Source organism: Noviherbaspirillum saxi (assembly GCF_003591035.1).
Lineage (GTDB): Bacteria > Pseudomonadota > Gammaproteobacteria > Burkholderiales > Burkholderiaceae_D > Noviherbaspirillum > Noviherbaspirillum saxi.
The window spans coordinates 3,049,011-3,069,319 of sequence record NZ_QYUO01000001.1; the positions used below are offsets into that span (position 1 = coordinate 3,049,011).

The 20,309-nt window shown below is 56.6% G+C and carries 17 protein-coding genes and 2 rRNA genes; 5 read left to right on the forward strand and 14 right to left on the reverse strand.

Annotation, left to right across the window (positions count from 1 at the left end):
* The first annotated feature begins 23 nt into the window (after positions 1-23).
* The gene (locus D3871_RS14385) at positions 24-2,837 is read left to right on the forward strand and encodes a valine--tRNA ligase (protein ID WP_119769518.1); all 2,814 of its coding nucleotides are present in this window, start codon (positions 24-26) and stop codon (positions 2,835-2,837) included.
* An 80-nt stretch (positions 2,838-2,917) separates the two neighbouring features.
* Entirely contained in the window at positions 2,918-3,367 is a 450-nt protein-coding gene (locus D3871_RS14390; protein WP_233575615.1) for a DUF2147 domain-containing protein, read from the forward strand.
* Between the two features lie 97 nt (positions 3,368-3,464).
* Here the strand turns inward: D3871_RS14390 and D3871_RS14395 are convergent, their stop codons facing one another.
* From D3871_RS14395 to ruvA, 3 genes are all read right to left on the reverse strand, one after another.
* The gene (locus D3871_RS14395) at positions 3,465-4,295 is read right to left on the reverse strand and encodes a 2-keto-4-pentenoate hydratase (protein ID WP_119769520.1); all 831 of its coding nucleotides are present in this window, start codon (positions 4,293-4,295) and stop codon (positions 3,465-3,467) included.
* 284 nt (positions 4,296-4,579) lie between these two features.
* Positions 4,580-5,644 (reverse strand): Holliday junction branch migration DNA helicase RuvB, encoded by a 1,065-nt coding sequence (ruvB, locus tag D3871_RS14400; RefSeq protein WP_119769521.1) that lies wholly within the window; start codon positions 5,642-5,644, stop codon positions 4,580-4,582.
* A 35-nt stretch (positions 5,645-5,679) separates the two neighbouring features.
* Entirely contained in the window at positions 5,680-6,258 is a 579-nt protein-coding gene (gene ruvA / locus D3871_RS14405) for a Holliday junction branch migration protein RuvA (protein WP_119769522.1), read from the reverse strand.
* Positions 6,259-6,373: 115 nt separating this feature from the next.
* Between ruvA and D3871_RS14410 the strand changes: the two genes are divergently transcribed.
* Positions 6,374-6,940 (forward strand): hypothetical protein, encoded by a 567-nt coding sequence (locus tag D3871_RS14410; RefSeq protein WP_147376821.1) that lies wholly within the window; start codon positions 6,374-6,376, stop codon positions 6,938-6,940.
* A 9-nt stretch (positions 6,941-6,949) separates the two neighbouring features.
* Here D3871_RS14410 and ruvC read toward each other — a convergent pair whose 3' ends face one another.
* The 9 genes from ruvC to tyrS all read right to left on the reverse strand — a co-directional run bounded on the left by ruvC (position 6,950) and on the right by tyrS (position 13,984).
* Positions 6,950-7,492: a crossover junction endodeoxyribonuclease RuvC gene (gene ruvC, locus D3871_RS14415; protein ID WP_119769524.1), complete on the reverse strand. Its 543-nt coding sequence runs from the start codon at positions 7,490-7,492 to the stop codon at positions 6,950-6,952.
* A gap of 116 nt (positions 7,493-7,608) precedes the next feature.
* Positions 7,609-7,788 (reverse strand): hypothetical protein, encoded by a 180-nt coding sequence (locus D3871_RS29840; RefSeq protein WP_147376822.1) that lies wholly within the window; start codon positions 7,786-7,788, stop codon positions 7,609-7,611.
* A gap of 132 nt (positions 7,789-7,920) precedes the next feature.
* A complete protein-coding gene (gene purH, locus D3871_RS14420; RefSeq protein ID WP_119770084.1) occupies positions 7,921-9,486 on the reverse strand; it encodes a bifunctional phosphoribosylaminoimidazolecarboxamide formyltransferase/IMP cyclohydrolase in 1,566 nt (521 codons plus the stop codon).
* Positions 9,487-9,575: 89 nt separating this feature from the next.
* A complete protein-coding gene (locus D3871_RS14425; RefSeq protein ID WP_119769525.1) occupies positions 9,576-9,809 on the reverse strand; it encodes a Fis family transcriptional regulator in 234 nt (77 codons plus the stop codon).
* 29 nt (positions 9,810-9,838) lie between these two features.
* Entirely contained in the window at positions 9,839-10,855 is a 1,017-nt protein-coding gene (gene dusB / locus D3871_RS14430; protein ID WP_119770085.1) for a tRNA dihydrouridine synthase DusB, read from the reverse strand.
* A gap of 100 nt (positions 10,856-10,955) precedes the next feature.
* Positions 10,956-11,609: a histidine phosphatase family protein gene (locus D3871_RS14435; protein WP_119769526.1), complete on the reverse strand. Its 654-nt coding sequence runs from the start codon at positions 11,607-11,609 to the stop codon at positions 10,956-10,958.
* A gap of 15 nt (positions 11,610-11,624) precedes the next feature.
* Positions 11,625-12,266 carry a YbhB/YbcL family Raf kinase inhibitor-like protein gene (locus D3871_RS14440; protein WP_119769527.1) on the reverse strand — a complete coding sequence of 214 codons (642 nt, stop codon included), beginning with the start codon at positions 12,264-12,266 and terminating at the stop codon, positions 11,625-11,627.
* Positions 12,267-12,345: 79 nt separating this feature from the next.
* Positions 12,346-12,801, reverse strand: coding sequence for a D-aminoacyl-tRNA deacylase (gene dtd / locus D3871_RS14445; RefSeq protein WP_119769528.1), 456 nt, complete (start codon positions 12,799-12,801; stop codon positions 12,346-12,348).
* Positions 12,802-12,805: 4 nt separating this feature from the next.
* The gene (gene tyrS, locus D3871_RS14450; protein WP_420799647.1) at positions 12,806-13,984 is read right to left on the reverse strand and encodes a tyrosine--tRNA ligase; all 1,179 of its coding nucleotides are present in this window, start codon (positions 13,982-13,984) and stop codon (positions 12,806-12,808) included.
* A 326-nt stretch (positions 13,985-14,310) separates the two neighbouring features.
* On the opposite strand from tyrS, the gene D3871_RS14455 reads away from it, so the two are divergent.
* On the forward strand, positions 14,311-15,678 hold the full coding sequence (locus tag D3871_RS14455; protein ID WP_119770086.1) for a M23 family metallopeptidase: 1,368 nt from the start codon (positions 14,311-14,313) through the stop codon (positions 15,676-15,678).
* A 69-nt stretch (positions 15,679-15,747) separates the two neighbouring features.
* On the forward strand, positions 15,748-16,878 hold the full coding sequence (locus D3871_RS14460) for an anhydro-N-acetylmuramic acid kinase (RefSeq protein ID WP_119769530.1): 1,131 nt from the start codon (positions 15,748-15,750) through the stop codon (positions 16,876-16,878).
* A gap of 181 nt (positions 16,879-17,059) precedes the next feature.
* Here the strand turns inward: D3871_RS14460 and rrf are convergent.
* Together rrf and D3871_RS14470 are read right to left on the reverse strand one after the other, a co-directional pair.
* Positions 17,060-17,172 (reverse strand): 5S ribosomal RNA (gene rrf / locus D3871_RS14465).
* Between the two features lie 156 nt (positions 17,173-17,328).
* Positions 17,329-20,206 (reverse strand): 23S ribosomal RNA (locus tag D3871_RS14470).
* Positions 20,207-20,309 lie beyond the last annotated feature (103 nt).

Below are 20,309 nucleotides of genomic sequence, written 5' to 3' on the forward strand. Positions count from 1 at the left end.
TTCGCAGAAACATAAGTTAAATCATGGAATTAGCCAAGTCTTTCGAGCCCGCCGAGATTGAGAAACACTGGCATACGGAATGGGAAAAGCGCGGATACTACACCGCGACCACCGATGCCGGTAAACCTGCATTCAGCATCCAGCTGCCGCCACCGAATGTCACCGGCACGCTGCATATGGGACATGCGTTCAACCAGACGATCATGGATGGCCTGACCCGTTACTACCGGATGCGCGACCACAATACCGCCTGGATTCCCGGTACCGACCACGCCGGCATCGCGACGCAGATCGTCGTCGAACGCCAACTCGATGCGCAAAAGATTTCACGCCACGACCTCGGCCGCGAGAAGTTCCTGGAAAAGGTGTGGGAGTGGAAAGAGCATTCCGGTTCGACCATCACCGGCCAGATGCGCCGCATGGGCGCATCCACCGACTGGAGCCGCGAATACTTCACGATGGACGAAAAAATGTCCAAGGCCGTGACCGAAGTCTTCGTACGCCTTCACCAGCAGGGGCTGATCTATCGCGGCAAGCGCCTGGTCAACTGGGACCCGAAGCTGCTCACCGCAGTGTCCGACCTCGAAGTGGTATCGGAAGAAGAAGACGGCCACATGTGGCATATCCACTATCCGCTGGCCGATGGCAACGGCCACATCACGGTCGCGACGACTCGTCCGGAAACCATGCTGGGCGACGTCGCGGTTGCGGTGGACCCGACCGACGAACGTTACACCGCGCTGGTCGGCAAGCTGCTGAAGCTGCCGCTGACCGGACGCGAAATTCCAATCATCGCCGACGAGTACGTCGACAAGGAATTCGGCACCGGCTGCGTCAAGATCACGCCGGCGCACGACTTCAACGACTATGCGGTCGGCCAGCGCCACAATCTTGAAAAGATCAGCATCCTCACGCTCGATGCGAAGATCAATGAAAACGGCCCGGCCAAATACCATGGCATGGACCGCTACGATGCGCGCAAGCAGATCGTGACCGACCTTGAGGCCGAAGGCTTGCTCGAACTGGTCAAGCCGCACAAGCTGATGGTCCCGCGCGGCGACCGCACCGGCGTCGTGATCGAGCCGATGCTGACCGACCAGTGGTTTGTCGCGATGAGCAAGCCGGCGCCGGAAGGCACGCACTTCCCCGGCAAGTCGATCGCCGAAGTCGCCCTCGAAAAGGTGTCCGGCGGCGAGATCAAGTTCGTGCCCGAGAACTGGGCCACGACCTACAATCAATGGCTCAACAATATCCAGGACTGGTGCATCTCGCGTCAGCTGTGGTGGGGCCATCAGATCCCGGCATGGTATGACGACGAAGGTAATATCTACGTCGCGCGCAACGAAGAGGAAGCGCAGGCGCAGGCTGGCGGCAAGACGCTGAAACGCGAAAGCGATGTGCTCGACACCTGGTTCTCGTCCGCGCTGGTGCCCTTCTCTTCGCTGGGCTGGCCGGAAGAAACGCCGGATTACAAAATGTTCCTGCCGTCGTCGGTGCTGGTCACCGGCTTCGACATCATCTTCTTCTGGGTTGCGCGCATGGTGATGATGACCACGCACTTCACCGGCAAGGTGCCATTCGATACCGTATACGTGCACGGCCTGGTGCGCGATGCGAGCGGCCAGAAGATGTCCAAGTCCAAGGGCAATACGCTGGACCCGATCGACCTGATCGACGGCATCGATGTCGAAGCGCTGGTTGCCAAGCGTACCACCGGCCTGATGAATCCCAAGCAGGCGGAAAGCATCGCCAAGGCGACGCGCAAGGAATTCCCGAACGGCGTTCCGGCCTTCGGTACCGATGCGCTGCGCTTCACGATGGCAAGCTATGCTTCGCTCGGCCGCAACATCAACTTCGATCTGAATCGCTGCGAAGGCTATCGCAACTTCTGCAACAAGCTGTGGAATGCAACGCGCTTTGTGCTGATGAATACCGAAGGCAAGGATTGCGGCTTCGATGGCGCATCCTGCGGCGAAGGCGGACGCGATTTTTCACAAGCCGATCGCTGGATCGTATCGCTGCTGCAGCGTACCGAAGCCGACGTGGAAAAAGGCTTTGCCGATTACCGCTTCGACAATATCGCTTCCGCGATCTACAAGTTCATCTGGGACGAATACTGCGACTGGTATCTCGAAGTCGCGAAGGTACAAATCCAGAATGGCAATGAAGCCCAGCAGCGCGCAACGCGCCGCACCTTGCTGCGTGTGCTCGAAACCGTGCTGCGCCTGTCGCATCCGGTCATTCCATTCATCACCGAACAGCTGTGGCAAAAGATTGCGCCAATGACCGACCGCCGGCTCGATGCAGCCGGCGAATCGATCATGCTGCAAGCCTACCCGCAGCCGAACGCGGAAAAGATCGATGACAAGGCGGAAACCTGGATGACGCAGCTCAAGGCCATGACGGATGCATGCCGTAATCTGCGCGGAGAAATGCAATTGTCGCCTGCACAGCGCGTCCCGCTGGTTATCGAGGCGAGCGGTGAAGAACAGGCGCATGTGCAATCCTTCGTGCCCTACCTGCAGGCATTGGCGAAGCTGTCCGATGTGCAGGTAGTCAGCACCTTGCCGGAATCGCCGGCGCCGGTCTCGGTAGTCGGTACTGCCAAGCTGATGCTGAAAGTGGAGATCGATGTCGCGGCCGAACGCGAACGCCTGTCGAAAGAGGTCGCGCGACTCGAAGGCGAGATCACCAAGGCCAACGCCAAGCTCGGCAATGAAAGCTTCGTCGCCCGTGCCCCTGCTCAAGTCGTAGCTCAGGAGAAAGAGCGTCTCGTGACCTTTGGAGCCACGCTGGAAAAACTGCGCGAGCAGTTTGAGAAACTGCAAAAAAGCTAAGAATCCCGTACGGGACACTTGGGTCTGTCGCGCTATACCAGCAGCGGCAGCCCCAACGGTACTTCAGGAGACAGGACACTATGATCAGAATAATGATTGGCTACGGCATCGCCATCGCGGCGCTTGCCGGATCTGCCGCGTGGGCGCAGGACGCGTCGCCGGTGGGCTTATGGAAAACCATTGATGACGAGACCGGCAAGCCGAAGTCGCTGGTGCGGATCACCGACAATGGCGGCGAATTGCGCGGCAGGATCGAGAAACTTTTCCCGGAAGCCGGCGCGGAACCCAATCCTAAATGCGACAAATGCGAAGATGCACGCAAAGACCAGCCGATCGTCGGCATGACCATCATCACCGGCATGAAAAAAGACGGCAACGAATACAATGGCGGCCAGATCCTCGATCCTGGCAACGGCAAGGTTTACAAAAGCAAGATGTCGCTCAACGATGGCGGCAAGAAGCTGGATGTGCGCGGCTATATCGGTGTGCCCATGCTGGGCCGGACCCAGACCTGGGTGCGCGCGGAGTAAGCAGAACCGGCAGAAACAAAACCCAAAGGGCGCCCGCATTGCAGGCGCCCTTTGGGTTTTGAACAGTTTGCTTTACGTCGTTGAATCAAATCCCGATTCAAACAAAGGAAATCGTCAATCCCGGCAGACTGACACCCGAAAACGCGGAGGTCCAGGTTTCACCCGGCTTGATCGGGCACACATCGGTCCAGGTACCGGTGGTAATGATTTCACCCGCCTCCATCGGTGCAAATTGCGGCTGCTCGCGCAGCAATTGATGCAGATGCCATAAGGCGTGCAAGGGGCTGCCGAGCACATCGCTGCCGAAGCCGGCCGATCGCAATTCGTCGCCACAGGACAGCGACAGGCTGGCATTGGCCAGTACATCGGCCAGATTGCGCCGGCTTGCCGCCGACAGCATTCTTGGCTCTCCCACGATCAGGGATCCATGCAGACCGAATGCGGCGATCGAATCGGCCATTTCAAATTTCCAGCCAGGGAAAGGGCAAATCACGATTTCGAATGCATGCGCCATCCATTCGATGCAATCGGCAAGCTCTTCCATCGTCGCGTCGGGAGCCGGTGTGGAACCAAGCTTGAATACCAGCTCCGGACCGATGCGGGGTTGCGTCGCGCCGAGCAGGCTCTGGATGCCGCGATTGTCTTCGGTAAAACGCACGGTGGCATCGAATACCGGAGTCCAGATCGGGGTGCGGATCGGCTCGCGCTCGCCATACTTGGACCATATCTTGCGATTGGTAAAGCCGATTTTTCGCCCGATTGGAGTTTCCCCTTGTGCAATACGAATGTCCATGGTGCAGCGGACGATGTCATAGCTGTCCGCAATGGAAAGGGATGATTCCGCGGACAACGGCGGCATGAGCTGCGCCCGCGCCCGCGCATCGAGCAGTTGATGCGCATAGCGGTTGGCTTGCGTGGACATGAGCATGGTGGAAAACTCGATCGGGGGATGGGGAACGGGTTGGACACCGCATCCTGTAGCTAGCCGTACAGCCTTTACGTGGCATTGCCGCAGGCATGCGCTTTTTCAAACAAAAAAGTGCGACCGTGCTTTAACAGGCCATTATAAGGTGATCTTTGCCGATTCTTTGCGCAAGACAAAAATTACCGTATTACTACGCATGTCAAAGTAGCAACCTAAGTATTAACGAGTTGATCAGACTAGCTTTGCGGCAGAAGGTTGCAGTCGGGTCGTCAGAGCCGGTACCCGGCTTAACCGGATTGCTGTTCCCACAAGTCACCGGTCGGACCTGTACGCGGGGCCGTGACACCGAAATGGGTATAGGCAGCCGGCGTAGCAATCCGCCCGCGCGGCGTACGCTGCAAGAAACCTTGCTGGATCAGGTAGGGTTCCAACACATCTTCAATGGTGTCGCGCTCTTCGCCGATCGCCGCCGCCAGGTTGTCCAGACCGACCGGGCCGCCGTTGAACTTGAACAGCACAGCTTCCAGCAGCTTGCGGTCCATGAGGTCGAAGCCGACCGCGTCCACGTCCAGCATCTTCAGCGCAGCATCGGCCATCACGCGGGTGATTTCGCCATTGCCCTTGACTTCTGCATAGTCGCGCACGCGCCGCAGCAGGCGGTTGGCAATTCGCGGCGTGCCGCGACTGCGCTTGGCGATTTCCAGCGCGCCGTCGGGGACAATGACTGCATGCAGCAGCGACGCGCTGCGGGTAACGATTTTGGCAAGTTCTTCCGGAGTATAAAACTCCAGCCGTGCGACGATGCCGAAGCGGTCGCGCAGCGGGTTGGTCAGCATGCCGGCCCGCGTGGTCGCGCCGACCAGCGTAAACGGCTGCAGGTCAAGGCGTACGGAACGTGCCGCCGGGCCTTCGCCGATCATGATATCGATCTGATAATCTTCCAGCGCCGGATACAGGATTTCTTCAACGACCGGTGAAAGCCGGTGAATTTCATCGATGAACAGGACGTCATTCGGTTCCAGGTTGGTCAGTAACGCCGCCAAGTCGCCGGCGCGCTCAAGCACCGGGCCGGATGTCTGACGCAGGTTGACCCCCATTTCTCGGGCGATGATATGGGCAAGCGTTGTCTTGCCCAAGCCGGGCGGTCCGAACAGCAGCGTGTGGTCTAGCGCTTCGCGGCGCTGGCGCGCAGCGGTGATGAAAATATCCAGCTGGGCATGAATTTTTTCCTGTCCGACATATTCGTCAAGATGCTTCGGCCGCAATGCGCGTTCGATGGCCTCTTCGTTGGAAGAAGCCGGTGTGGCGGCAATGATTCTTTGTTCGCCAAAGTTATCGGTCTGAATGCTCATCCTGGGCCTGTCGTCGGTTAGTCTTTACGGCTTCATTACGCTTTCGACAGCGCCTTCAACGCAAGCTTGATGCCTTCGGAAACGCCGGCACCCGCTGGCACCTGCTTCAAGGCCAGCATGGCTTCCTTGTCGGAATATCCCAGCGCCACAAGTGCATTGAGAATATCGGAAGTCGCATCGCTATGCGGCGCGCCACCGACCGCGCCAAGATCGGCGCCCAACTTGCCCTTGAGTTCGAGCAGCAGACGCTCGGCAGTCTTTTTGCCTATGCCCGGTATCTTGGTCAGACGTCCAGCTTCCTGCAGCGTAATTGCCTGCGACAAATCGCCCACCGACATGCCGGACAGAATGGACAGCGCGGTGCGCGCGCCAACTCCGGAAATCTTGATCAATTGCTTAAAGACATTGCGCTCTTCAACGCTGCCAAAACCATAGAGCAAATGAGCATCTTCACGTACTGCCATATGCGTGAGCAGCACGACCTTTTCGCCCATTGCGGGCAGGTTATAGAAGGTGCTCATGGGCACATCGACTTCATAGCCGACCCCGTTGCAATCGATCAGCAACTGGGGCGGATTTTTCTCAAGCAGGGTTCCGGAAAGGCGGCCTATCATAGATAACAAGTCGAAATAAAGTCAGTTGCATGATACAGGACAATTGGTCCCCATCCCAATGACGCAAAGGCGTGCTTCTTGCGTGGCAAAGCATTCCGGACAAGGATATTTCCCGATGAAAGAAACTCCAATACAGGACATGCAAGACGTAAATATTTTTCGCTTCACGCCTGAACGCAAGTCGGGGCAGTTTAGCCTGCGGCAATTATTTAAACGGCGAATGCTCCAGTTCATCCAACGTGTCGCGCATAGCAGTGTAGTGCGCACGCCTCTAGCTTGGGCGGGCACCCTGTTCGGCATCGCATGGGCATCGCCGCTCACTGCAGCCGGCTTGCTGCTGGCTTTGCCGATTGTGGTATCGCGCGGGCATGTGCAGCTGGTGCGCGGACATACGGTGGCCTTGCTGGTGCGCGGGCCGCTCGCCGATTTCATGCTGCGCCGACATCCGTTTGGCGTAATGAATGCCATGGCGATAGGCCACGTGGTGATTGCCTCGGACGAAGGTCTGTCTTCGCGCGTACTGATCCACGAACTGACCCATGTCAGGCAAGCCGCACTCTGGGGTCCGTTGTTTCCGTTTGCCTATCTTGCGTCCAGCGCCTGGGCCGCATTGCGCGGCAAGGATGCGTATTGGCATAACCGCTTTGAAGTCGCCGCGCGCAGGTCCGAGAAACGCTTCTAGGGCAAAATCCTAGCCGATCAGCCGGCCTCGCCGCACACGCAAGCCTTTCTTCGCAAGCGCCGGCGCGAGTCCGCCGAGAGTGGACAATACGTCCCCGCTGTGCGCATGGCAGATCGCGACACCCAGCGCATCAGCCGCGTCGGTACTCGGCATCCCTGACAGCAGCAGCAGGCGCTGCACCATATCCTGCACCTGCTGCTTCTGCGCCTTGCCGTGACCAACGACCGCCTGCTTGATTTGCAAGGCGGTGTATTCCGCCACCGTCAGGTCGGCATTCACCAATGCGCAAATCGCAGCGCCGCGCGCCTGGCCGAGCAGCAGTGTCGATTGCGGATTGACGTTGACGAAAACCTTTTCAATCGCGGCGCAATCGGGGGAATAGGTGCGAATGATTTCGGACACGCCGGCCAGAATAGTCTTCAGGCGTTGCGGCAGATCCGCGTCCGGGGTCTTGATGGTACCGGATGCGATATAACGGAGTTTGGTGCCCTGTTTGTCGATGACGCCAAAGCCGGTAGTACGCAAGCCTGGATCGATGCCGAGGATTTTCATTGTACCGATCGATGGCGGGCGCCACGCAAGAGGAAGTAAGACTGGGACGGTATGCTGGTCATGGTTGGTTCGCTCTAGCATTCGCGCCATAAGGTGAACGCGATTCACGTCTGATTCTAGAGCAGTTTCACCCTGACTGTACCGCCGATGCCGGACGCTTTGCCCGCGGCACGGCGTTGCGGTTCCTTGCCATGGCTCGCCATGTCGCGTCGCCGCGCCTTGTTCCACGGGCAAATCGCCTCGGCCTCGACTGGCAAGTCAGGGTGAAACTGCTCTAGCGAATCGGCAAGCGTCAACCAAACGAATTTACCTTGAACGGCAAGCGGCGCAGCGTAAGGGCAACAAAGGCGCGCGAACCTCGCACGCCTTTGTTCTCAAGACCGGACCGGGCTCGCGTTGCGAGCCGGTCCTGCATAGAGAGTTGCACATCAATGACGGAAGTGGCGCGTACCGGTGAACAGCATCACCACGCCACGCTCGTCGGCTGCATCGATCACTTCCTGGTCGCGCATGGAGCCGCCCGGATGAATCACGCATGTCGCGCCGGCATCGACCACGACATCGAGGCCGTCGCGAAATGGGAAGAAGGCGTCGGACGCGACCGCAGTGCCGGTCAGCGACAGGCCTGCATTCTGCGCTTTGATCGAGGCAATGCGCGCCGAATCGATGCGGCTCATCTGACCGGCACCGACGCCCATGGTCATGCCATTGGCGCAGAACACGATCGCATTCGATTTCACGAACTTGGCGACGCGCCAGGCAAACATCAGATCCTGCATCTGCTGCGGCGTCGGCTGTTTCTTGGTCACGACCTTGAGTTCGGCAACGGCAACGTTCTTTGCGTCAGGCGACTGCAGCAGCAGACCGCCGCCGACGCGCTTGAAGTCATAGGCATTGACGGCGTTGGCCAAGGGGATTTCCAGCAAGCGGACGTTTTGCTTGGCAGCGAATACCTGCTTTGCTTCCGCTGTAAATGCCGGCGCGATCAACACTTCGACGAATTGCTTGGCCACCGCTTCGGCTGCCTTGCCATCTAGCTCGCGGTTGAACGCAATGATGCCGCCGAACGCGGAAGTCGGGTCAGTCTGCAATGCCTTGCTGTAGGCCTCGAATGTCGACGTGCCGACCGCCACGCCGCATGGATTCGCATGCTTGATGATGACGCAGGCAGTCTCTTCGAAAGTCTTCACGCATTCCCAGGCGGCGTCGGCGTCGGCGATATTGTTGTAAGACAGTTCCTTGCCCTGCAGCTGGCGGTAATTGGCCAGCGAGCCGGTGACCGGTGCGAGGTCGCGATAGAACGCTGCCGACTGGTGCGGGTTTTCGCCGTAACGCATTTCCTGCACTTTTTCGAAATGCATGTTCAGTGTCTGCGGATAGGCACTGCGCGTCGCATGCTGCTTGTCTTCACCGAGCGCGGTCAGATAATTGGTGATCGCGCCATCGTATTGTGCGGTATGCGCAAACACTTTCTTGGCCAGCGCAAACTTGGTGTCGTAACCGACTTCGCCATTGTTCGCTTTCATTTCATCCAGCACGCGGCTGTAGTCGGCCGGGTCGCAGACCACCACCACGTCCTTGTGGTTCTTGGCCGAGGAACGCAGCATGGTAGGACCGCCGATGTCGATGTTTTCAATCGCGTCTTCCAGTGTGCACTGGTCCTTGGCCACGGTTTGCTGGAACGGATAGAGATTCACGACCACCATATCGATGGTTGGAATGCCATGCTGTTGAAGCGCGGCCACATGCTCGGGAAAATCCCGGCGCGCCAGAATGCCGCCATGGACTTTCGGGTGCAAGGTCTTGACACGACCATCAAGCATTTCCGGAAAGCCGGTGTAGTCAGCCACTTCGGTGACTTTCACGCCATTGTCGGCGAGCAGCTTTGCGGTGCCGCCAGTGGACAGGATATTGACGCCTTGTGCCGCAAGCGCCTTGGCGAAGTCGAGTACACCCGTCTTGTCGGAGACGGAAATCAATGCTTGTTTGATCATGATGGACATGCAGTAAGTGATGGATAACGTAAACGGTGGCGCTTAGGCGCCGCTTGCTTGGGCTCCTGCAAAACCGCTTACGTTATGAATCACAGCAAGCCGTGCTGTTGCAATTTCTTGCGCAGTGTATTGCGATTGATGCCGAGCATGTCGGCAGCCATGGACTGGTTGCCGTCGGCCCGCTCCATCACCACTTCCAGTATCGGCTTTTCCACCGTAAAGACCACCATTTCATAGACATTCGACGGTTGTTGCTCGCCGAGATCCTTGAAGTATTTTTCAAGGCTTTTCTTGACGACGTCCTGGATATTGTCTTTGCTCATGGGAATCTGTATTGGTGTTTTTATTCGGGTCAGGCGGCCAGCTTTTGCGCGGCAAGGCCGTATTGTAACCGTTCGCCGTATTGCAATTGCGATTCGAAAAAGCTGTCTACTGCCGCCAGCTGTTCGTCACATTCTTCCATCCGGTTCATGCGCTGGCGGAAGTCTTCACCGCCGGGCAGGTCGCGCACATACCAGCCGATATGCTTGCGTGCGGTGCGCAAACCCATGAAATCGCCATAGAACACATAGTGGGCGCGCAAATGTTCATTCATCAGCTTGCGCACTTCGGTCACCGCGGGCGCAGGCAAATACTGCCCGGTTTCCAGAAAATGGACGATCTCCCGAAAAATCCACGGCCGTCCCTGCGCGGCGCGGCCGACCATGATGGCATCGGCGCCGGTGATAGCAAGTACCTGCCTCGCCTTTTCTGGCGTAGTGATGTCGCCATTGGCAACAACCGGGATCGATACCGCAGCCTTGACGGCAGCAATAGTGTCGTATTCAGCGTTGCCGCTATAGCCATCGGCACGCGTGCGGCCATGCAGGGTAAGCATCGCGATGCCGGCTGCTTCCGCCATCCGTGCAATCGACAACGCATTCTTGTTTTGCCGATCCCAGCCGGTACGAAATTTCAGCGTGACGGGCACATCGACCGCTGCAACCACGGCGTCGAGAATGGTGCCCACGAGCTTTTCATTTTGCAGCAGCGCCGAACCGCACCAGCTATTGCAAACCTTCTTTACCGGGCAGCCCATGTTGATATCGATGATTTGCGCGCCACGATCGACATTGAATTTTGCGCTTGCGGCAAGCATGGCCGGGTCAGCGCCTGCGATCTGGACCGCCTTGGGTTCCATTTCACCGTCGTGATTGATCCGGCGCGAGGTTTTTTCGCTGGCCCACATACGCGGGTCGGACGCGGCCATTTCGGATACTGCATAGCCGGCGCCAAGCTGCTTGCATAGCTGACGGAAAGGCCGATCCGTTACTCCAGCCATGGGAGCAACGAAGACATTGTTACGGAGGAAATGAGGACCGATATTCACAGGATGGGTTTGCGCAAGCCAAACCGCTATTTTAGCCGGTTCGGCTAGTCCATCATATGCACAAAAATGCGGCAGTGCAGTTATCCGGCGCCGCCGCGCTTCATCGGGCAAGCTCGTCCAGGGCGGTGAGTTCCAGTGGCTCCAGATGGGTGACATCGCCCCAGTGTGCCAGTCCGAGTGAAATGCCGTCCCAGGTAAAGCGATTGACGCTGGCGTTGAAGATATCGAAAGTGCGCTCCTGCGCGAAATCCATCCCGTGCGCGGCACGATAGGCGCATTCAAGCACGCCGCCGTGAGATACCAAGGCAACTCTCCGATATTTGCCCGCGCTGACAATTCGTGTGATGGCGGCAATTGCACGCGTCGAGAATTCGCGCATTGTTTCGGCCACATGTACGCCCCTCGGAAAGCGGGCATCGATGTCCCGCGCCTTCCATGCCGCAAAAGCATCCGGATAGCGCTCGCTGATATCCGCGTAGAGCATGCCTTCGAACGCGCCGTAGCAGCGCTCGCGCAAGCCCGGCTCAATCTGCACACTCACGCCTCGAGGCGCGGCGATCGCCTCGGCGGTTTGCCGGGCGCGCAGCAAGTCGCTGGAAAACACAGCATCAAGCTGCTCGCCCGCCAGCGCCCGCCCGAGCGCTACCGCCTGCCTCTGCCCTTCCATGTTGAGCGGAATATCCAGATGGCCTTGCAAACGTTTTATAGCATTCCAAGCGGTCTCGCCGTGGCGGATCAAGAGAATTTCTGTCACAGGGTCTCCGTTTGCCTATCGCGCGCCGGCGACTTGCGGATTCAGGGTGTAGGTACCGACGATCTTTGCCTCGCCGAGGATATGGCCGCGCATGGCTTCACGTACTTGCTGTCCGGTGAACTTGCCGCTCGCATCCAAACGGTCGACATCAAGCGCGAACAAGGTGAATACATAGTGATGGACGATCGCATCATTCCATGGCGGGCATGGGCCGTCGTAACCGCAATAGTCGCCAGCCATATTGGGATCGCCGGCAAACCAGCCGGTATAGTCGTTGAGGCCATGACGGCCGGGACGACTCCCACCGATATCCGGACCGGGCTTGCCGCGAGCGGTGACTTCGCTGCTGTACTGCGCGGCTGCAATTGAGGCCATCGAGGGCGGCAAGTCGATCAGGGTCCAGTGAAAAAAGTCAACGCGCGGCAAATCCGCCGGCACAGTTTTTCCCTCTTGGTTGACATCGTCGCCGCGCGACGGCACATCGCGATCATGGCAGATCAGTACGAGCGATTTTGTGCCGCTTGGCAAGTCGCTCCATGCGAGATGCGGATTCCGGTTGGTCGACAGCGCGACATGCGCAGCCGGATCAATCACGCCAAAGGCAAATTCGCCGGGAATCGGTTCGCCATTCTTGAATGAATCGCTCCAGAGTTTCATATGCTCTCCTTTTGCTGGTTATAGGCAGTTGCGCGGTATCGCAGACTCAAAATCGCCTGCATCGACTGCGTATTGTCGTTCAAGTCTGCACTTGCGGTTTGACCTGCAACCAAAATGTTACCGGTCCATCGTTGGTCAAGGATACTTGCATGTGCGCACCAAAACGTCCTGTCTCCACGCATGCATGACTTTCTCTGGCACATGCAACAAAATGCTCAAACAGGCGACGCCCCTCGTCGGGTGAAGCGGCCGGCGTAAACGAAGGGCGCGTACCGGAACGGGTATCAGCGGCGAGTGTGAATTGCGGTACCAGCAGCAGGCCGCCTTGCACATCGGCGACGCTGCGATTCATCTTTCCGGCATCGTCAGCGAACACGCGATAAGCCAATAGCTTGGCCAGCAAAGCGTCGGCTTCCTTTTCGGAGTCATAGCGTTCGGCGCATACCAGTACCATCAAGCCGGCACCGATTTGACCAACCGTCGCACCATCAACCAGCACACGCGCTTCGAGCGCGCGCTGCAACAACGCAATCATCGGATCAGGAAAGCGTCACGCGCGCAAACTTGCGCTTGCCCACCTGCAAGACGAAGGTTCCTGCATCGACCTTCAAGCCTTTGTCACTCACGGCGTCGCCATCGATACGTACCCCCCCCTGCTCGACCATACGCAAGGCTTCGGACGAAGAAGGACAGAGATTGGCTTGCTTGAGCAGTTGGCCGATACCGAGCGGCGCTCCGGACAGGCTGAGCTCAGGAATATCGTCCGGGATGCCACCCTTGGCGCGGTTGTCAAAATCCAGCAACGCATCTTCCGCCGCTTTCTGTGAATGGAAGCGCGCAACGATTTCCTGCGCCAGCAGCACTTTGATATCGCGCGGATTGCGGCCTTCTTCGACTTCTTTACGGAACTGCGTGATTTCGGCAATCGAGCGGAAGGACAGCAACTCGTAGTATCGCCACATCATGGTGTCCGAAATGCTCATCAGTTTTCCGAACATGGTATTGCCGGGCTCCGTAATACCAACGTAGTTTCCCTTGGACTTGGACATTTTTTCGACGCCGTCCAGTCCTTCCAGCAAAGGCATGGTCAGGATGCACTGCGGCTCTTGTCCATAGTCCTTTTGCAGTTCGCGCCCGACCAGCAAGTTGAATTTCTGATCGGTGCCGCCAAGCTCGAGATCGGATTGCAAGGCGACTGAATCGTATCCCTGCATCAATGGATAGAGCAATTCATGCACGGAAATAGGCGTACCAGCTTTGAAACGTTTTGTAAAATCCTCACGTTCCAGGATGCGCGCCACAGTATATTTTGCGGAGAGCTGGATCATTCCGCGTGCACCCAACGGATCCGACCATTCGGAGTTGTAACGAATCTCGGTTTTTGCGGGGTCGAGCACCAGACTGGCTTGCGCGAAGTAGGTTTTCGCGTTTTCTTCGATCTGTTCGCGGGTAAGCGGCGGACGGGTGACATTGCGGCCGGATGGGTCGCCGATCATCGACGTGAAATCGCCGATGAGAAATATCACGTTGTGGCCCAAGTCTTGCAGTTGCCGCATCTTGTTCAGCACTACGGTATGCCCGAGGTGCAAATCGGGAGCAGTAGGATCAAGTCCAAGTTTGATGCGCAACGGTTTGCCGGTTTTTTCTGATCGCGCGAGCTTTTGTGCGAATTCGGATTCGATCAACAGTTCATCGACCCCGCGTTTGGCCACTGCCATGGCTTCCTGAACGGAATCCGATAAAGGCAGGGGCTGCGTTGATTTATTGTCGTTTTGCAATGTCTTGGAGGCGTCCATGTCTGAGAAAAAATAAGATTTAAGTGCGAATTAGCAATACCATGTGTTTGGTATAATCGCCGCTACTTTTCAGCCTTGTAAGTGACAATAGCAGCGGTGGAAAAAGCGGAGCTTGCAATACGATTCGTGTGGATTCGAATCAGGACAGGAAGTGCTGCCATTCGATGGAATGGCAGCAGTACGCATCCAGCTGGATTGCGCATCCCGGTGCAAGCTCTTTGGCTAAACAGCAAATTCTAACTTATTGCATGCTCCCTACAGACAAATTCCTGAGCCTGGGCTCGAGCAGCAAGCTACTTTTCGGCGCGTCGCGCAAAACCCGCATTCTATCCATGTCGGCGTTGTTCATGGCCGTCTGCGCTTTTGGTGCGGCTGGCGTAGCGCCGATGGCACCCGACGCCGCAAATCTTCCGGTTCGGTCAATCACCGAAGAACTCGCGGTCCCGAGCCTGTCCGAACAGATTGCACAGTTACAGGCTGCGGATCAAACCTTTCTGCGCGAAGAAAAAGTACGGCCAGGCGACACGTTGGCCACCCTGCTTGCCCGGCTTGGCGTACATGACGACGCCGCCGCCAACTTCATCAAATCCGACAAGATCGCATACAGCGTGCTGCAGTTGAAAGCGGGACGTCGCGTGCACGCACAAACGGACCGCGACGGACAACTGCAGCGCCTGATGACAACGCTCGTCGACAACACCGGCCAGCCTACGAAGAACATCGTGATATCGCGGGAAAGCAATGGATTTACGGCGGCCGAAGCATCGGCCAAGCTAGAACGCCGCGTCGATATGCATTCCGGGGAAATCCGCTCATCACTGTTTGCAGCAACCGACGCGGCGCAAATTCCGGACAGCGTCGCTAGCCAGATTGTGGACATGTTCTCCACCAACATCGATTTTGCTTCGGATCTGCGTAAGGGCGACCGCTTCAATGTGGTGTACGAAACCTTCTGGCAAAACGGCGAGTTTGTTCGCCCTGGCCGGGTACTCGCCGGCGAATTCGTCAACGGAAACAATAGATACCAGTCCGTATGGTTTGACGAACCGGCCAGTAAGCAGGGCGGCGGATATTATTCATTCGACGGCAAGGCCCTGAAAAAAGCGTTCCTCAAATCGCCGCTTGAATTTTCACGCGTGTCGTCCGGCTTCTCGATGCGGCAGCATCCGATCTCCGGACAATGGCGACAGCATCAAGGGGTGGATTTCGCTGCGCCGACCGGTACTCCGATCCGTGCTTCTGGCGACGGGGCCGTGGAATTCGCTGGCGTCCAAGGCGGTTACGGCAATATTGTCATTATCAAGCACTGGAATAACTATACGACCGCTTATGCACACATGAGTCGCTTTGCCAGCGGGATGCAAAAAGGCATGAAGGTGAACCAGGGTGACGTGATCGGCTACGTAGGTTCGACTGGCTGGTCGACGGGGCCACATCTACATTATGAATTCCGTGTCAACAACCAGCCACGTGATCCAATGTCGGTGGATGTCCCCAATGCTCAACCGCTGGCTGGCGCTGAATTGCAGCGCTTCCGGATGGTAGCAAGTGAAATGAGTCATCGGTTCGCATTGCTTGCTCCGAAAGACAGTGGCATCAAGCTGGCATCTAAATAATCCGGCGCTGCGACAACAACAAACCGTTCTGTGGCCTGTAGAATCGACAGGCTACTGAACGGTTTTTTTATGCCTGAATCCCAACTTATCATCGGCCTGATGTCCGGTACCAGCCTGGACGGCGTCGACGGCGTGCTCGCCGCCTTTTCATCTTCGGATAATGCGCCTGCGCACATTGATACGGTGGCGACCGCGTATCTTCCTTTCCCTCCCGTTTTGCGCAAAGAGCTAATGCGCTTGCAAGCCCCGGGAGACAATGAGATTCACCGCGAAGCGCTGGTGGCAAACCAGTTGGCGGAGCTGTATGCAGAATGCGTTGACAAGCTTTTAAGTGAGACAAGTGTCGATCCAACGCAAGTGCGCGCGGTGGGTGTTCATGGGCAAACAATACGACATCGGCCGGAACTAGGATATACACGACAAACCAATAATCCCGCGTTGATCGCTGAGCTGTGTGGTGTCGATGTGATTGCCGACTTTCGTAGTCGGGACATTGCGGCAGGGGGCCAAGGCGCTCCGCTGGTCCCGGCATTCCATCAGGCGGTTTTTGGCAACAGCGATACGGTGCGCGTGATTGCCAACATTGGCGGGATAAGCAACATTAGTGTATTAGGGTGCGACGGAGATATATTAGGCTTTGATACCGGCCCCGGAAATGTGCTGATGGATGCCTGGGTCGCAGAACATAGAGGTGTCGCCTATGATGCCAATGGTCTATGGGCATCAGGAGGCAACGTTGTATATGCCCTTCTCGCAGATATGCAGGCCGAACCCTACTTAGCCGTTGCGCCGCCAAAAAGCACCGGCCGCGACTTGTTTCATCGTGCCTGGTTGGCACAAAAGCTAGCCGGTTTTCCAAATCTCAATGCACAGGATGTGCAAGCGACCCTTGCTACGTTTACCGCGACGACTTTGGCCGACGCAATCGCACAAAACGCCCGCAATGCATTAGAGGTATATGTGTGTGGAGGCGGGGCCTATAACGCGCATTTGATGCAATTGTTACAGCAGGCACTGGGGGAGCGAAATCATCCCGGACTTGTACATTCAACCGACATATTGGGGGTTTCGCCGAACCATGTCGAGGCGTTGGCTTTTGCCTGGCTAGCCTACCGCCACATTAATCGGGAAGCAGGAAATCTCTCAGCGGTGACTGGAGCGAAGGGCTCACGCGTCCTTGGGGCGCTTTATCCGAAGTAATATGAATAATACTCTTGCGGTATAAGAGGATGGCGGCATTCTTTTCGGCCCTTTTTTGAACGCCGTTTTTCGCATTGCGTCGGGATGAGGCGAGCAGCGAGGGAGCGGTGGTGCTTGGTGCGTGGGCCGCACAAAGTAAAACGCCCCCGGCGGTTGGGCTGGAGGCGTTTTGGGGGTACGAGCCTGACGATGACCTACTTTCACACTGGTTGCAGCACTATCATCGGCGCGAAGTCGTTTCACGGTCCTGTTCGGGATGGGAAGGGGTGGGACCGACTCGCTATGGTCATCAGGCATAACTGGTAGTGTTGCTTGCAGGATCGTTATTGCTAATCCGTCAAACAACGCAATCTGGGAAGAAGTAGTGCGCAGGGGTTCTGCGCTTATTTTGGCGGGCGTGATGTCCAATCGGGCATACGCTTCATACTTGTGTATAACTACCAAGGTTATAGGGACAAGCCGCACGGGCAATTAGTACTGGTTAGCTTAACGCATTACTGCGCTTCCACACCCAGCCTATCAACGTCCTGGTCTCGAACGACCCTTTAGCAGGCTCAAGGCCTGGGGAAGTCTCATCTTGAGGCAAGTTTCCCGCTTAGATGCTTTCAGCGGTTATCTCTTCCGAACTTAGCTACCCGGCAATGCCACTGGCGTGACAACCGGTACACCAGAGGTTCGTCCACTCCGGTCCTCTCGTACTAGGAGCAGCCCCCCTCAAACTTCCAACGCCCACGGCAGATAGGGACCAAACTGTCTCACGACGTTTTAAACCCAGCTCACGTACCACTTTAAATGGCGAACAGCCATACCCTTGGGACCGGCTACAGCCCCAGGATGTGATGAGCCGACATCGAGGTGCCAAACTCCCCCGTCGATATGAACTCTTGGGAGGAATCAGCCTGTTATCCCCAGAGTACCTTTTATCCGTTGAGCGATGGCCCTTCCATACAGAACCACCGGATCACTATGTCCTACTTTCGTACCTGCTCGACTTGTCAGTCTCGCAGTTAAGCACGCTTATGCCATTGCACTATTAGCACGATGTCCGACCGTACCTAGCGTACCTTCGAACTCCTCCGTTACACTTTGGGAGGAGACCGCCCCAGTCAAACTGCCTACCATGCACTGTCCCCGATCCGGATAACGGACCAAGGTTAGAACCTCAAACAAACCAGGGTGGTATTTCAAGGTTGGCTCCACGGCAACTGGCGTCACCGCTTCATAGCCTCCCACCTATCCTACACAGATTGGTTCAAAGTCCAATGCAAAGCTACAGTAAAGGTTCATGGGGTCTTTCCGTCTAGCCGCGGGTAGATTGCATCATCACAAACATTTCAACTTCGCTGAGTCTCGGGAGGAGACAGTGTGGCCATCGTTACGCCATTCGTGCAGGTCGGAACTTACCCGACAAGGAATTTCGCTACCTTAGGACCGTTATAGTTACGGCCGCCGTTTACTGGGACTTCAATCAAGAGCTTGCACCCCATCATTTAATCTTCCAGCACCGGGCAGGCGTCACACCCTATACGTCCACTTTCGTGTTTGCAGAGTGCTGTGTTTTTATTAAACAGTCGCAGCCACCAGTTTATTGCAACCCCTTCATCCTCAGGCCGCAGGGCCTTCAAACTACCAGGGCGTACCTTATCCCGAAGTTACGGTACCAATTTGCCGAGTTCCTTCTCCCGAGTTCTCTCAAGCGCCTTAGAATACTCATCTCGCCCACCTGTGTCGGTTTGCGGTACGGTCTCGTTAGACTGAAGCTTAGAGGCTTTTCTTGGAACCACTTCCGATTGCTTCGCGGCACAAGGCCACTCGTCGCACACCCTTGAATTGCGCGCCCGGATTTGCCTAGGCGCCTTCTTCGATGCACAAACCGGGACATCCAACACCCGGACAACCTTCCGCGATCCGTCCCCCCATCGCATCTAACGACGGTGCAGGAATATTAACCTGCTTCCCATCAGCTACGCATCTCTGCCTCGCCTTAGGGGCCGACTCACCCTGCTCCGATGAACGTTGAACAGGAAACCTTGGGCTTACGGCGTGCGGGCCTTTCACCCGCATTATCGCTACTCATGTCAGCATTCGCACTTCTGATACCTCCAGCATCCTTTACAAGACACCTTCGCAGGCTTACAGAACGCTCTCCTACCATCTGCATTACTGCAGATCCGCAGCTTCGGTGACTGGCTTAGCCCCGTTACATCTTCCGCGCAGGACGACTCGATCAGTGAGCTATTACGCTTTCTTTAAAGGATGGCTGCTTCTAAGCCAACCTCCTGACTGTTTTAGCCTTCCCACTTCGTTTTCCACTTAGCCAATCTTGGGGACCTTAGCTGGCGGTCTGGGTTGTTTCCCTCTTGACGCCGGACGTTAGCACCCGACGTCTGTCTCCCAAGCTCGCACTCACCGGTATTCGGAGTTTGCAATGGTTTGGTAAGTCGCGATGACCCCCTAGCCATAACAGTGCTCTACCCCCGGTGGTGATACTTGAGGCACTACCTAAATAGTTTTCGGAGAGAACCAGCTATTTCCAAGTTTGTTTAGCCTTTCACCCCTACCCACAGCTCATCCCCTAACTTTTCAACGTTAGTGGGTTCGGACCTCCAGTACCTGTTACGGCACCTTCATCCTGGCCATGAGTAGATCACTTGGTTTCGGGTCTACACCCAGCGACTGAAATCGCCCTGTTCGGACTCGCTTTCGCTACGCCTTCCCTATTCGGTTAAGCTTGCCACTGAATGTAAGTCGCTGACCCATTATACAAAAGGTACGCAGTCACCCCTTGCGAGGCTCCTACTGTTTGTATGCACACGGTTTCAGGATCTATTTCACTCCCCTTCCGGGGTTCTTTTCGCCTTTCCCTCACGGTACTGGTTCACTATCGGTCGATATCGAGTATTTAGCCTTGGAGGATGGTCCCCCCATGTTCAGACAAGGTTTCACGTGCCCCGCCCTACTTGTCGCAAGCCTAGTTCCACAATACCGATTTCGCATACGGGGCTATCACCCTCTGTGGCCGGAGTTTCCAATCCGTTTTGCTATCGCTACTGCTAAATCTTGCAGGCTGTTCCCATTTCGCTCGCCACTACTTTGGGAATCTCGGTTGATTTCTTTTCCTGCAGCTACTTAGATGTTTCAGTTCGCCGCGTTCGCTTCACACACCTATGTATTCAGTGAGTGATGACCCAAAGGGCCGGGTTTCCCCATTCGGAAATCTGCGGATCAATGCGTGTTTGCTCGCTCCCCGCAGCTTATCGCAAGCTACTACGTCCTTCATCGCCTGATATCGCCAAGGCATCCACCATGTGCACTTATTCGCTTGTCCCTATAACGTTGGCTTCTGTCGCCAGAATCCCGTTATAAAGTATGAGTTTGAATATGCCGTAGTCCAGACTACTCGCGTGTTACCACGAGAACTCTTTCCTACC